12 protein-coding genes are annotated in these 14,785 nt (G+C 41.6%); 6 read left to right on the top strand and 6 right to left on the bottom strand.

Translation table 11 applies throughout. The features are described 5' to 3' along the window. Positions 1 to 12 precede the first annotated feature (12 nt). From QUD05_RS32070 to QUD05_RS32045, 6 genes are all read right to left on the bottom strand, one after another. On the bottom strand, positions 13 to 1,545 hold the full coding sequence (locus QUD05_RS32070; RefSeq protein ID WP_289799568.1) for a hybrid sensor histidine kinase/response regulator: 1,533 nt from the start codon (positions 1,543 to 1,545) through the stop codon (positions 13 to 15). Beyond that, a complete protein-coding gene (locus QUD05_RS32065; protein ID WP_289799567.1) occupies positions 1,545 to 7,526 on the bottom strand; it encodes a hybrid sensor histidine kinase/response regulator in 5,982 nt (1,993 codons plus the stop codon). Before QUD05_RS32065 ends, QUD05_RS32070 begins: the two co-directional genes overlap by 1 nt. A gap of 98 nt (positions 7,527 to 7,624) precedes the next feature. Then, the gene (locus tag QUD05_RS32060; protein WP_289799566.1) at positions 7,625 to 8,257 is read right to left on the bottom strand and encodes a response regulator transcription factor; all 633 of its coding nucleotides are present in this window, start codon (positions 8,255 to 8,257) and stop codon (positions 7,625 to 7,627) included. Further along, positions 8,254 to 9,090 (bottom strand): S1C family serine protease, encoded by an 837-nt coding sequence (locus QUD05_RS32055; protein WP_289799565.1) that lies wholly within the window; start codon positions 9,088 to 9,090, stop codon positions 8,254 to 8,256. Before QUD05_RS32055 ends, QUD05_RS32060 begins: the two co-directional genes overlap by 4 nt. Positions 9,091 to 9,421: 331 nt before the next feature. Beyond that, entirely contained in the window at positions 9,422 to 10,333 is a 912-nt protein-coding gene (locus QUD05_RS32050) for a S1C family serine protease (protein WP_289799564.1), read from the bottom strand. Then, a complete protein-coding gene (locus tag QUD05_RS32045; RefSeq protein WP_289799563.1) occupies positions 10,296 to 10,472 on the bottom strand; it encodes a hypothetical protein in 177 nt (58 codons plus the stop codon). The genes QUD05_RS32050 and QUD05_RS32045 overlap by 38 nt, the downstream gene beginning before the upstream one ends. Positions 10,473 to 10,639: 167 nt before the next feature. Between QUD05_RS32045 and QUD05_RS32040 the strand changes: the two genes are divergently transcribed. The 6 genes from QUD05_RS32040 to QUD05_RS32015 all read left to right on the top strand — a co-directional run bounded on the left by QUD05_RS32040 (position 10,640) and on the right by QUD05_RS32015 (position 14,310). Continuing rightward, positions 10,640 to 11,494 carry a uroporphyrinogen-III synthase gene (locus tag QUD05_RS32040; protein ID WP_289799562.1) on the top strand — a complete coding sequence of 285 codons (855 nt, stop codon included), beginning with the start codon at positions 10,640 to 10,642 and terminating at the stop codon, positions 11,492 to 11,494. A 103-nt stretch (positions 11,495 to 11,597) separates the two neighbouring features. Next, positions 11,598 to 11,897 (top strand): 2Fe-2S iron-sulfur cluster-binding protein, encoded by a 300-nt coding sequence (locus QUD05_RS32035; RefSeq protein WP_289799561.1) that lies wholly within the window; start codon positions 11,598 to 11,600, stop codon positions 11,895 to 11,897. 75 nt (positions 11,898 to 11,972) lie between these two features. Next, positions 11,973 to 12,125 (top strand): hypothetical protein, encoded by a 153-nt coding sequence (locus tag QUD05_RS32030; protein ID WP_289799560.1) that lies wholly within the window; start codon positions 11,973 to 11,975, stop codon positions 12,123 to 12,125. Positions 12,126 to 12,206: 81 nt separating this feature from the next. Next, positions 12,207 to 12,623: an endonuclease domain-containing protein gene (locus tag QUD05_RS32025; protein ID WP_289799559.1), complete on the top strand. Its 417-nt coding sequence runs from the start codon at positions 12,207 to 12,209 to the stop codon at positions 12,621 to 12,623. A gap of 34 nt (positions 12,624 to 12,657) precedes the next feature. Further along, complete coding sequence (locus QUD05_RS32020) at positions 12,658 to 13,434, top strand: class I SAM-dependent methyltransferase (protein WP_289799558.1); 777 nt, start codon at positions 12,658 to 12,660, stop codon at positions 13,432 to 13,434. A 177-nt stretch (positions 13,435 to 13,611) separates the two neighbouring features. Then, entirely contained in the window at positions 13,612 to 14,310 is a 699-nt protein-coding gene (locus QUD05_RS32015) for a glutathione binding-like protein (RefSeq protein WP_289799557.1), read from the top strand. Positions 14,311 to 14,785: the final 475 nt, after the last annotated feature.

The following is a 14,785-nucleotide window of genomic DNA, read 5'->3' as shown; positions in this document are numbered from 1 at the left end:
AAAGTTTTTAGTTTAGGCAAAATAGGACGATGCAGGCACAGTCAATTCTAAAGGGTGCGATCGCATCGGAATTTTAATCATAAACTCTGTTCCCTGACCGGGTGCTGAGATACACGTTATTTGACCACCATGTTTAGAAACAATAATTTCCTGGCTAATCGACAAGCCTAAACCCGTGCCTCTACCTACGGGTTTTGTTGTAAAGAAGGGGTCAAATAGGCGATCGCGTACTTCTTCTGTTATTCCGGGGCCAGTATCGCCAATCCAAATAGTCACAAACTCATTGTCAGTTACTTCGGTGCGAATCCGAATCGTACTGCGGCAAAAGTAAATTTCCTGGGGCGATCGCTCTTTATCATATTCCTCCAAAGCATCAATTGCATTCGCCAGTAGATTCATAAACACTTGGTTGAGTTGTCCTGCATAACACTCCACAAGCGGTAGATCGCCATACTCTTTAACAAGTTGAATCCCTAGTTGGTTAGAACTAGCTTTAAACCGATTGTGCAAAATCAGCAGCGTGCTATCTAGCCCAGCGTGAATATCCACTGGCTTCATTTGGGCTTCATCCACGTGTGAAAAAATCCGTAACGACTGAATAATCTCGCGGATGCGGTCAGCCCCAACCTTCATCGAACTCAGCAATTTAGGTAGGTCTTCACTCAGAAATTCTAAATCTATCGCCTCAGCCAGTTGTTGAATTTCAGGTGGCGGTGAGGGAGTGTACTTAGCATAGAGGTTCAAGAGGTCGAGTAAGCCTTGGGTATATTCATAGGCGTGAATCAAATTCCCATAGATAAAGTTGACGGGATTGTTAATTTCATGGGCGACACCCGCCACCAATTGTCCTAGACTAGACATTTTCTCACTATGAACCAGTTGACTTTGAGTTTCTTGAAGTTGGCGAAAGGCAAGTTCTAGCTGATTGGCTTGTTCTCGATAGCGTGCTTCTGATTCCTGCAATGCTTGCTCTGTCAAAATGCGCTCTTGGATTTCCTGTTGCAGCAGATGATTAGATTCTCCAAGTGCAGATGTCCTTTCTTGCACCCGTTCTTCTAACTCAGATGTCAGTTTTAAGAGGGCGTTTTCTGCCTTAGTCCGCTCTTGAATCTCCTGTTCTAGATGCACATTTTGCTCTTGTAGTCTTTTAGTCAGATTTCGGATGCTTAAATGGATTTTGACACGGGCTAAAACTTCTTCATGCTGAAGCGGCTTAGTGATGTAATCCACTGCCCCAAGATTCAACCCTCTGACCTTATCAACCGTCTCAGAAAGCGCCGTCATAAAGATTACGGGGATGTCTTTAGTTGATTCTTGAGCTTTCAAGTGTTCACAAGTTTCAAACCCATCCATACCAGGCATGAGTACATCTAACAAAATTAGATCGGGGAGAGCATATTCGACCTGTTCAATTGCATCTTCGCCATCCTGCGCCACCAACACTTGGAAGCCAGAATCAGCCAAGAAATCAAATAACACTCCTAAGTTTGTCGGGTTGTCATCAACGATTAAAATAATGCCATTTTCGATGTTTAAAATACTCATTAATTTACCCCTACGTTTTTTAAAATTTCACGAATTTTTTTAACTTGAAAACCTTTAGCTAACTGACGCAACTCTAAAGAAAAAGGTGCATATTTTACATCCATTTTTTCCAAACAATCAACTTGTTCTACAATACCTTTAAGATCGCCTTTCATTGCTAAATTCAACAGAATTGCAATTTCGTCTGCGGAGGGAACTACCAATGATTGCTGAGAGTTCTCTGCTTGATTACCTTTAGATACTTTTTCACCATCTTCATAAATCCATTCCAGTTCTAAGTGATACTGTAACTTTTCTAAAAGCTCTGTTATGCGGATGGGCTTAGGTAGAAAATCATTGCAACCCGCCTCTCTACTTTTGTTGAGATCGAAATCAAAAACACTGGCAGAAGTGCCAATTATTATTACATTCTTTAGTTCAGGCGATCGCCTAATGCGGCGTGTAGTTTCAAAGCCATTCATTTGAGGCATCATCAAGTCCATTAAGATACAATCTGGATTTAATTCAAATGCCTTATTAAGACAATCTTGACCATCTACTGCTTCGATCATTTCAAATCCTAAAGGCGATAGCATCTTGACCAAAATTGCCCGATTTTCTGGTCTGTCATCTGCCACGATAACTTTCCGCTTATCGCCTTTAAAACTTTGGATATTTCGTTGCTCTTTTTTGATAACATCAGCGTATTTAGAAACTTCGGGCAAATCTAAATCAAAGAAGAAAATGCTCCCTTTTCCTAAGCTACTCTTAACCTGGATTTCGCCACCCATCATCTGAACTAATTGGCGGGTAATTGCCAGTCCCAATCCCGTTCCTTCTGCTTTGCGATTGTGATCTCCTACCTGCTGGAATGGCAAAAATATCTCTTCTAATTGCTCTGGTGCCATGCCAATTCCTGTATCTTCCACCTGAAACCGAATTTTACCTTCCTGATAGCCGACTTTGAAAGCCACGCCTCCAGTTTCAGTAAACTTAACGGCATTACCCAGTAAGTTAATCAAAGCTTGCCGCAACCGTTTTTCATCAGCCTTGACACCTATAGGAAGTTGAGTAACCTGTTCAAAAATTAAGCAAATACCTTTTTGTTCGGCACGGATACGGCAGATTTCGGCAATGCCTTCGAGAAATTCTGGGAAATGAAAATCCGTTAGGTGGAGTTCCATTTTTCTCGCTTCAATTTTAGAGAGGTCTAAAATGTCATTGATCAGGTTTAAGAGATGGTCGCCACACTGATAAATAATGTTCACACCATCTTTTTGTGAGTTAGTTAAACTTTTTTCACGCTTGAGGATTTGGGCGTAACCCAAAATGCCATTAAGTGGTGTTCTCAGTTCATGACTCATGTTGGCGAGGAAATCACTCTTAGCACGGTTGGCTGATTGTGCAGTTTCTTCTGCTTTTTGCAGATGCACATTTTTTTCTTGTAACTCTAAAGTTCGTTCTTGTACTTTGGCTTCTAAGTTAGTGTTGGCTAATTTTAAGTCTTTATAAAGACGAGCATTTTCAATGGAAATCGCCGCTTGAGAGGATAACAGTTGTAATACTTCTAAGCGATCTGATGTAAATGCGCCAATGGTGAGATTATTTTCTAAATAAAGGATGCCACTAAGTTTTCCTTGATGGATGAGCGGTGTACATAAAACCGATTTGGGTTGATGGGTAGCGATGTATGTATCTGTGGTAAATGTTCCTTCACAAGTTGCATTGCTGAGGACAACATTTTCTTTAGTTCGGGCTACATACTTAATCAGTGAAATTGGTAGCTGCTGACTGGTTGATACTGGAATTTTTTGTAGCACAGTTACATCGGTTTTGTCTACTGCCCCTGATGCTTCTATTAGTAAGTCTCCTGATGTTTCTAAAATTAGGTAGCCTGTTTGAGCGCCAGCATTTTCTAGCACAATTGTCATTAATTTAGCGAGCAAATTGCTCAAAACTATTTCTCCAGAAAGAGCTTGAGATGCTTTCATAACTGTGGCTAAATCCAGCGAGTCGGAAGCATTTTCATCCGTAGAGCTAATTATCCGAGTCGCGTTCGTACTGACGGTTTCTCGCTTTGATATCCGAAATAGTTGGGGATATCTTTTTTCCAAGTCTTTGACTTTTGCCTTCGCTCCCCAACAACCATATCCATAGTAGGCATCGTTGAGATAAGTATTAGCAACTTTCTCTCTACCACAAGCGAAATAGAACTCTGCTGCTAGTTCCGAGGCTAGGGCTTCTTCTTGAATATATCCATGTTCTCTGGCTCCAGTTATTGCTCGGTCATAAAACGCGATCGCTTTGGCATCTTGTTGCAATACTCGCGCTTTTTCTGCTTCCACGAGATCGTATTTATGCTGATAGTTGGCAGGAGAATGCAACGCCCATTGCTTCATTTTTTTCTGCTGCGCTATCACTTGGCTGAAATATTGTTGGCGTAGCTTGCTGCCGTAGGCATCGCTTTTTGATACACCGGAATACAAAGCTAGGAGAGTCAGAGAGGAGTAGAACTTGTGTTCGGCTTTGTACATCAACCCTAGTCCACCTTGTTCGTATTTTTCTGCCAGCAAGGCATTCTCAGCGGCGCGATCGTAATTTTTAAATAAATAACCCAGAATCAGTTTAGAAACATAGATAGGATAAATAGCCATGTAATTATTGCTATTTATCAAAATTGGCAACATTTTATTTTCATCAAAACTTTCGCCAATTAATCGATATGGTTCCGATGTTTTCTTAATTAAATTTAAACCTGTTTGTCGGACTATCTTAGCATAAATTATTTGAAACTCTTGTTTGGTTCTTTGCATCAAAGCAATATAATGTGCCTGTTTTTGGAGAGCTATTTCTAGATTTTCACCGATAAAAAACAAATGCGTACAATAAAAACAAGCCGAATAAGAAGCATATTCTAAATCTCCTGTTTCTAGCCCTCTTTGGACACCCTCAATTAACGGCTCTATAGTATTAATAGCTGGTTCTTTCCAATGCCTGATAAAATAATTAAATGTTTCATAGATTTTCGCCGTCATCTCCTTCGCATTGAATTGATTTAACAGCTTTAAGCCTAGCTGACCAAATTGATAGCCAGAATCCATGTCTTCAAAAGCGCCACATAGGAACATTCCATAAAGTACATACGCATAAGCTGACAGAGGAGAGTTTCCATCTTTGAGACAGAGATTGGTCATTTTAAAAACGACCTGGGGATAAAGTTCGGGTGCTGCAATATAAACCGGAGGAATCAAATTTATCAAAACTCGCAGGGCAGCTAATTTATAAACATCAGTCATTTCTGGCAATTCTATTAAATCCTCAATCCGTTTTCCTCCTAAATTCAATCTAGTCAGTCTTGTTGGGGATTTAGCTGCTAAAGGCAAACCTAGCATTTTCAGCACTTGCAATCCAGTATTTAACGCAGCTTGCATTTGGTTTTTAGCAATATAAAACTGCATTTTTGTCTCATACACCTGGACTCGATCGAGTAGATTTTTTGCTTGTGACAAAACTACATCAGAAAGCATTTCTGCTCGCTCGAAATTAGTGTTGAGAAATTCTACTGCTGCTGTTTCTACATAGAGGTTGAGTGTCATGTCATACTGACACTGCCAACTATCTGCCGCAAGTAGTTCCAAACCTACATTTAAATATTTAACAGATGATTCATACGCTGTTGCTGCTTTTGCTTTCTGTCCAGCTATAAGATTGAGTTGAGCCAGTCTATCTTTTTGAGGCTGTTGGGTAATGAATTCAGCACCAACATTCAGTTGGTTGACAATTTCAAAAATGTTTTCTTCAATGTCCGTTTCTGAGGTATGTTTGAGTAGCAATTCACCGATTTTTAGGTGAGTCTGTTTTTTCTGATCATCTGGAATGAGAGAATAAGACGCTTGCTGCACCCGGTCGTGTAAGAATTTATAGGTGATGGGTGATGGGGGCTGGTTAATGTGCGATCGCCTATTCTCAGTCTCCATTTGTTCTGAGTCAAAAACAAGCGGTGTTTTGTAGGAATTGTTGAGGGGTAGAACCAAACCTGATTGCAGAGCTTCCCACAAATCGGCTGCTGTTTCTGACTGAGATGTTTTATTAATAATCGTCAACATATCTAAAGTAAATTTGTCTCCAATACAGGCAGCCAACTTTAATACGCTCTGGGTTTTTTCAGATAACTTTTGAATTTGACTAACCATCAATTCAACGACATTATCAGTTATATTAACTCCCTGAATAAACTCAATATTCCATTGCCAAAAACTGCGCTCAAAGTCAAAGGATAACAAATTATCCTGATAAAGAGATTTGAGTAACTGAGTTAAGAAAAATGGGTTGCCTTGGGTTTTTGTAAAAACTAATTCAGCTAGCGGCTTTACCTTTAAAACTTCACTACGAAGAGTATCGGCTACTAACTGATTGACATGAGCAATATCCAAAAGCTGGAGGATAATGTTATTTACGATCGCACCAGTCTTTTGAATCTCCTCCAAGGTCTGAATCAAAGGATGAGTGACACTTACTTCGTTATCTCGATACGCACCAATTAGCAATAGATATTGGCTATCTGGGTCGGTCATAATTAACTGGATAAGCTTGAGGGAAGCTGAATCTGCCCACTGCAAGTCATCCAGAAACAAAACTAGCGGATGTTCGGGTTGACTAAATACATGAATGAATTGTTGAAATACCCGATTAAATCGGTTTTGTGATTCTGATGAACCTAATTGAGGAACTGCTAGCTGCGGGTCAATAATCCGTTCTAATTCGGGAATAACGTCTATAATTACTTGACAATTGGAACCGAGAGCATCTATTAGCTTTGATTTCCAAACGGCGATTTGGTCATCGGTTTCTGTTAGCAATTGCCGCATCAAATCTTGGAATGCTTGAATGAGAGAAGCAAAAGGAATATTCCGCTTGAATTGGTCAAATTTACCGGAGATAAAATAACCTCGCTGGCGCACAATCGGTTTATGAACTTCGGAAACTAAACACGATTTACCGATGCCTGAGTAACCAGAAACTAGCATCATTTCTGTAGTACCAGAACTGACGCGATCGAATGCTTCTAACAAAGTAGCAACTTCTATTTCCCGCCCGTAGAGTTTTTGCGGGATGGAAAATTGGCTGTATGAATCTAGTTGACCGACAATAAAGTGGGAAATCTCGCCATCCGTTTGTAACTGAGTCAGACAGGTTTCTAAATCGGCTTTTAATCCTAGAGAGCTTTGATATCTATCTTCAGCAGTTTTAGCTAACAATTTCATTACAATGTCAGAAACCGCTAAGGGAATTTTTGGATTGAACTCTTGAGGCGTTATTGGGTTTTTTGCAATATGGCAATGAACAAATTCCAGAGGGTCAGCAGCATTAAAGGGCAGCGAACCTGTCAGCATTTCATAAAAAGTAACGCCTAAAGAATAGAAGTCGGTACGGTAATCAATTGACCGATTCATTCGTCCGGTTTGCTCCGGTGACATATAGGCGAGAGTGCCTTCTAATAAATTAGGATTGCTGATGCTTTGATTTTCTTTTTCTAACCGCGATGCAATACTGAAGTCGATAATTTTAACTTGCCCGGTTTTTGGGTTAATAACGATATTGTCAGGTTTAATATCTTTATGAATAATTTTGGCTTGATGTAGTTGAGTCAGAGTGGATGCTAGCTGAATGGCTATTGTGAGAAATTCGGTTAATGACAATTGGCGATCGCTAATATACTTTTTCAGAGATTCTGCACCAAAGTCTGCCAAAATTAGGGCTAAACCGTTATGATGATTTTCTAAAGCTAAAGACTTAACAATTCCTTCTATATCTACTAATGTCTGTGATATTTTATATTCATGTCTGAGTCGGGTTAGTTCTTCGAGGCTGGGATACTCGGCTTTCAGGGCTTTAACGATCGCAAGGGTTTGATCTAAATCCTTGGAAGCGCGATAAATAACAGTATCCACACCTTCATGCAGAGCTTCAATAAAGTTGTAACCGGGAAGGACAGGTATCATTTTTCTAAGCTTGAGTAGTGCTTTATTTAGGATTCCCAACCAACCCAAATTTTCTCTAAGGCTAAATAAAGCTCAACATTTAAAAAAATGACTAAAGATCAAAGCATAATCAAACCCAGTCGCACACCCACAGCAACAGCCTCGGTGCGGCTAGAGACACTGAGCTTTTGAAAAATGGATGAAAGATGAAATTTGACGGTATGCTCAGAAATATGTAAACGTTTTGCGATCGCTTTATTTCCCAAGCCTGACCCAAGCATTCCTAAAACCTCTATTTCCCGTGGTGTCAAGCTTTGTACGGGATTCGTTACCACTTTTTCGCGGATAGACAGTAATTCTACAGCATCCGGGTGCAGCACCAGCAAACCAAAAGCGATCGCTTCTACAGCCGCAACAATTTCTGACTCTGTACTATTACTGGGCAATATCCCGCGGATACCAGAACGTAAGGCTGTCTCTAAGTCGATGCTGTCGAGTTCTTCAACAATGACGATCGTTCCTAGTGGGTATTGCTGTTCTTGAATAACCAGCAATTTTTCCCATACCGCTTGTTGAAAATTCCCGCTCAAATCTACCAGCACCACATCCGGCTGTAATTGCCCAACTTCACTCGCCAAGACATCCAAATCGGATGCACTCCCCACAACCGTTAACCGAGGATTGGTAGTTACCACAGCTGATAACCCTGCTCGCACCACAGGGGAAGTGGCAACCACCATCACCCGGATCATGTCGCCTCCACAGCAGTTTTATCGGACTGCACGGCAACATAAATCACGAATTGCTGTCTACCGCGTAAGAGTTGTAGCGGCACAGATCCTTTACTTTCATGGAGATATTTGGTTAAATCATTCATGCTAGTGAATAATCGCCCCGAAACTCCAATTAAAACATCGCCGATTTGCACACCAGCATTTTCTGCTGCACTGTTAGGTAAAATTGACAGCACCAATAAACCCAAGCTACGCCTACTTAAAAGCACAGGTTGCAGTGTAACTCCCAGCCGCGGACGACTATTTCCCTGTAAAAAACGCTCAACGGTGTTGCTGGGAACTGCCACAGCCAAACCATTAGCAATCATCGTGTTAATTCCCACGACAAAGCCTTGACAATCGGCAAGTGGCCCCCCAGAATTACCAGGATACAGCTGCAAATCGGCCATAACTGCTCGTGGATTATTTGCATGGATAATTCCAGTTGTCACAGCGCCACTGTCAGCAAAGGGATTACCCACCGCTAAGACTAATTCACCCACTCGTAGCGCTTCAGAATTGCCGATAGTTGCAGCAGTTAAATCAGTGGCAACAATTTTCAGGGCTGCTAAATCCTGCTGTGGATCGAATTGTGTACGCACCGCATCAAATACCCTTCCGTCTGCTAATTCCACAGTTGCGCGATTGCTGGTTGCCACGTGGGCATTAGTGATAATTAGTCCGTCAGGTTGCCAAATTACGCCAGAACCGACTCCCAGAGAGCCGCTTTTTACTTTGACAGTGCGTAGGCGTAATTTAGCAGCTACCTCTGTCAGTTCCGCAGCGACGTTAGTTAATGTTGTGTTTGCCATGTTATACAGTTTTTGAGCGTGTCAAAGTAAAATCAATCAAACGTTCCAGCAAAAAGGTGCAAGTTCCGAGTTCAGAAGCTCAATGTTCGAGCAAAAAGGTCAAAGTTCCGAGTTCAAAGCTTGAACGTTTGAGCAAAAAGGTCAAAATTCCGCGTTCAAAGCTTGAATGTTCAAGCAAAAAAGTCGAAGTTCCACGTTCAAAGTTTAAACATTTGAGCAAAAAGGTCAAAGTTCCGTGTTCAGAGGTCAAAGTTTTGAGTTCAGAAGCTCAAATGAATAGAAAATTTAGATAAATCTTCACAAAGCTAGTTAAACTCATCCCAATTTGGGATTATTCCTCCTTTGTAGGTCGTTCGCCAACTGTGATCGCTAACTCAATTAACACTCCACCCCGAACAACTTGCACGTTGACAGCTTTACCAATGCGATCGCTACTATTGAGCAGCGCCAACACATCACCTGTGTCGCCCACAGTTACGCCATCGAACGTTACCAAAACATCGCCAAGCAGCACACCTGCATTGTCAGCAGGCCCCGCAGCTTCAACGTTGACAACAATTACCCCAGTTGTCGAACTTAAATTGAGAGCAGTTTTCAGGTTATTTGGTAAACGCACAGGTTGCATTCCCACACCCAAGTAGCCCTTAGAAATGCGTCCTTTTGCTACTAATTGGTCAACTACGCGATCGACTGTAGCAGTAGGAATAGTCAGAGCAGTACCACGCCGCCCCGATGTATTCATGCCTACCACAAAACCCGCCGCATCTACGAGCGGCCCACCTGCAAAGCCAGAGTATAAGGTGATGTCTGGGCGGATGAATTGGTCAATATTCCCGCCATTCATACTCCGCCAAGCACCGCTAACCACACTCACTGCACCCATCGCCGCTCTTAAATCACCTTCGCCACCTCTTGCCAGTCCTAATACCAGATGCCCAACTTTGAGCGTTTTAGCATCGCCAACTTTTGCCACGGGTATTTCTACATTTTCTAGCTTAAAAACAGCTATATCGGTGCTAGAGTCATGACCGACGAGTGTTACTGGTGCAGTACTACCATTTGATAAGGTAATGGTGATATTGTCATAGCGCTGGAGGCACTCATCAGAGGTAACAATAATGCCATTACGCCAGTGAATGCCACTTTGGGAAACACGAGTACCGCCATTTACCGCAACTACAGCACTTCCAGCTTGTTCTACGGTGTCAGCTAAACTGTTTGACAAAGCCAGTAATGAAGACATAAGATTTTTCTGCCAACTTTCTTAGATGTTCATATCGTGCCGTTTTATCAACACAGATGGCATCGGAAAAATGGGGAGAATTCATCCTAGAAAAATGGCTAGGATTTACATCAGCTTTTTGGTCTTGCTGAATAGACATAGGAGTGAAATTAAATATGCGTTATCTAAAACCCTTGTAGAGACCTAGTAATGCTACATCTCTAGATTCTTTTTCAGATTTGAAGCGATGTACATGGTCGGTGAAAGGGAAAATTTCAAGCGTATTGCGTTCTAAGGTGGAATAGCAATGAAATAGGAGATGAACCAATGCACACCGAATCAAGAGAAATCAACCTGTTGACTCCATCTAGAAACTTACCTCTCTATGGCAAAAGAATTTTAGTAACAGCACCGAGAAATTATGCTTATAGGTTATCCGAACAAATCATTAAAAAAGGTGCTTTACCTGTTTTCATGCCTACCATCGAAACCTGCTATTTATCAAAATATACTCAGTTAGATGCAGCTTTAGCCCGCATAGACGAATTTGATTGGATTATCTTTACAAGTAGAAATGGCATCACTGCATTTTTTCACCGCATGAATGATTTAAATATTCCCACCTCTGCGGTGGAAAAATGTCACTTATGTGCTTTAGGAAAAGACGCAGAAAGCTTATTGTCTTTTTGTGGCAAGGTAGATTTAATCCCAACCGAACCTAGCCCAGCCGGAATTGTGGCTGAATTAGCGAAACTGCCGCAAATTCATGAGAAAAAAGTGCTGATCCCGGCTCCAGAGGTTGTGGGTTTGTCTGAGCCTGATGTTGTACCCAATTTAATTACAGATTTGCAACAATTGGGCATAAAAGTAACTCGCGTACCCACATATATTACGCAGGGCTTAGATAAAACTATCTACGGTATGGAATTAAACCTGATGCGTGAAGGAATTATTGATGTAATTGCCTTTAGTAGCACGGCGGAAGTAGAAAGCTTTTTGACAATGGTCAACTCACAAAGCGATTATGAACATTGTGTGATTGCATGTTTTGGCCCTTATACAACTGCTAATGCCCAAAAGTTGGGTATGAATGTCTCTATCGTGGCTAGAGATTATAGTTCATTTGAGGGATTTGCTGAAGCGATCGCAGCATTTTTTACTCTTACTTCCAGTTCAGACTAAGCTTTTCAGGATATAGAATAATCAACCAGATTTCACTCTAGACTAGCTGCACATAAACCCGTAGTATCAAAAATGGAGTTTATATTGAGTTAGGAATTTTTACATGGCAACTTACAACGTTACATTGCGTACTCCAGACGGCGAACACATAATTGAAGTCCCTGATGACGAGATCATCTTAGAGGTTGCTAACAATGACTATGATCTTGACTTGCCCTATTCCTGTAGCGCTGGTTCTTGCTCTAGCTGCACCGGCAAGCTGATTTCAGGTACAGTCAACCAAGACGATCAGAACTTCTTAGACGACGATCAAATTAAGGCGGGATTTGTCCTCACCTGCGTTGCTTATGCCACTTCTGACTGTGTAATCGAAACCCATCAAGAGGATGCGCTTCAAGGTTAAGAGGAGTTGAGGGTTGAGGGCGTTGGTATCAACTTAAGCCCAAACCCTTTTCAAATCTCGTTTCTCTGGATGGAAATGCTGCTCATTAGGCTGCTGCCTCCCTTGCTGGGGGTAGCAGCCGTCCATTGTATAGGTTACTTTAAAAAAAGTATCGAAATTAAGCTGCGATCGCAAGTGGGTGTAGATGTGCAGCAACTTTTTGATAATTTGCATTGTCTAAAAGATTAATCAAAACTTATAACCGCTCTAAGTCTGGATAAAAAAGGGGAAAGATAAGGGGACAAATGAGTTTGTTGTAGGTGCAGAATTATGGAATATCAGCCCTCACCCCAACCCTCTCCCAAAGGTAGAGGGAGTCAAGAAGAAGAGGAAGAAGAGAATAAATATCAACAAGATTTATCTTGTTCCCCTCTCCCAGAGGGAGAGGGGCTAGGGGTGAGGGCAGAAATCTCTAAATTAGCTGGTAGTAACCGACAAATTCCGAAAGTATTATTAGAACGCGCCCGCAAGTTAAGAAAACAACAAACACCAGCAGAAGAAATATTATGGAAATGTTTAAGAAATAGACGTTTGTTAAATATAAAATTTCGCAGACAACATAATATTGGTAGATATATCACTGATTTTTATTGTCACGAAAAATTACTAATTATTGAATTAGATGGTAGTATTCATGCAAATCAACAGGATGAAGTAAAACTACGTCCGTGGGTAGAGAACTTCTAACCTAAACAATTGTTACAAAAATAGTTTTGCAGGTATGAAAATTGATTTTGGTGCAACTGCTACTGATTATGCAAAACACCGCGCTGGCTTTCCCAGTTCATTATTTAACAAACTGTCTGAATATGGTATAGGTTTACCAGGGCAGAATATTGTTGACCTCGGCACCGGAACAGGAACACTAGCGCGGGGCTTTGCCGATAGAGGTGCTGATGTAATTGCCATAGATCCATCAGCCTCACTTTTAGAACAAGCGAGACTGTTAAGCGAAGCTGTCCAACTGAAAGTAGATTATCGAGTCGCAACTGCCGAGGATACCGAGTTACCAGACGCCAGCGCAGATGTGGTGACAGCTGGACAGTGTTGGCATTGGTTTGACCGTCCACGTGCTGTCCAGGAAATTACTCGTATATTGAGAGTAAATGGCTTGCTCGCGATCGCACATTTTGATTGGATACCCTTAAAAGGTAATGTAGTTCAAGCAACAGAACGACTGATCAAAGCTCATAATCCCGCGTGGAATTTGGACGGCGGTAATGGATTGTATCCCCAGTGGTTACAAGATATTGGCGAAGGAGGATTCCGAGAAATCCGCACATTTTCTTACGATGTATTTGTCTCTTATACACACGAAGACTGGCGGGGACGAATTCGGGCGAGTGCTGGTGTGGGAGCCAGTTTGACACCAGAAAAAGTAGAAGTATTTGACCAGGAATTGGCAACATTGCTCGAAACACAATATCCTACACCAATTCTTCAGGTTCACCATAGAGTTTGGGCTGCGATCGCAAAAGCACCACAATCTAATTCGTAATTCGTAATACAACTCTTGGAGAGGCTGCGCCCGAAGCGTAGCTATGCCGCAGGCTTTACGGCTACGCGGTAGTTGAGCGAAGTCGAAACTCAGTACAAGTTCGCAATTCGTAATTAAGAAATGTCTGGAATACACTATTAACCTACAAAACAATTGCACAATTTTAGGAAAAGAACCATGATTGAACTTTACTATTGGGCAACTCCAAACGGTCATAAAATTACAATTTTCTTGGAAGAAGTAGGCTTACCATACACTATAATTCCTGTGAATATTGCGGCTGGAGATCAATTTAAGCCAGAATTTCTGAAGATTTCTCCTAACAATCGTATGCCTGCGATCGTTGACCACGAACCAGCAGATGGAGGCGCACCAATTTCGATATTTGAGTCTGGGGCAATCTTGCTATATTTGGCAGAAAAAACCGGGAAATTAATCCCCCAAGATTTACGTAATCGCACTCAAGTTTTACAATGGTTGTTCTGGCAAATGGCAGGATTAGGGCCAATGGCGGGACAAAATCATCACTTTAGTACTTATGCTCCCGAAAAGATTGAATATGCCATTAACCGCTACGTGAATGAGACAGGACGCTTATATGCAGTGCTAAATAAGCAACTAGCAGATAAAGAATTTGTGGCTGGCGATTATTCCATCGCCGATATTGCTGCTTATCCCTGGATTGTGCCTCATGAACTCCAAAGTCAAAAACTAGAGGATTTTCCTCATGTTAAACGCTGGTTTGAGGCAATTAAAGCCCGTCCGGCAACAATTCGCGCTTACGAGAAAGCAGAAGCATTCAAAACTGAAGCGCTCGATCCAGATAAGTTACGAGAATTGTTATTTAACCAGTCGGCGAAGACTATTCAGCCTTGAGCCATTTGAATTATCTTGTCACTGTGGCGATCGCTAAGTTAGTTCTAACCCAGATCACCAGTTGCAACTATGAGCAAAGATTTCTCACCATCTTCCTTTCCTCAATTCGGCAAAGTTTAGATTTCTCAGCCTCTTAACTCAATAATCTCATTTTGTAGGGTGTGTTATCGCGTCAGCGTAACACACCGTCAGAGAATTTCGGTGAGTTAGGAATAAATTCCATAACGCACCCTATTACAGCAGTTTTCTTTTGTATGAGGTACAAAGTCACTGGTTTTGAGGCAGGAGGCAGGAGGCAGGAGGGAGAAGAATAATTTGATTTGTGAATCCTTAGTTCTGTACCTCATTTAGCTGCAAACTGCTGTAAATTAAAGCTTGTGTATGTGCTGGAAAAAATTTATAGAGTGGCGACAGTCGCGGGAGTTGAGATTTTGCGACAGCGCCAACTAAAAGATAGTGTACCAGATTTGCGGTG

This window comes from Nostoc sp. GT001 (assembly GCF_030382115.1).
GTDB lineage: Bacteria > Cyanobacteriota > Cyanobacteriia > Cyanobacteriales > Nostocaceae > Nostoc.
Note: the sequence above shows the minus strand (reverse complement) of the source record. Positions and strands in the feature narration are given on the sequence as shown.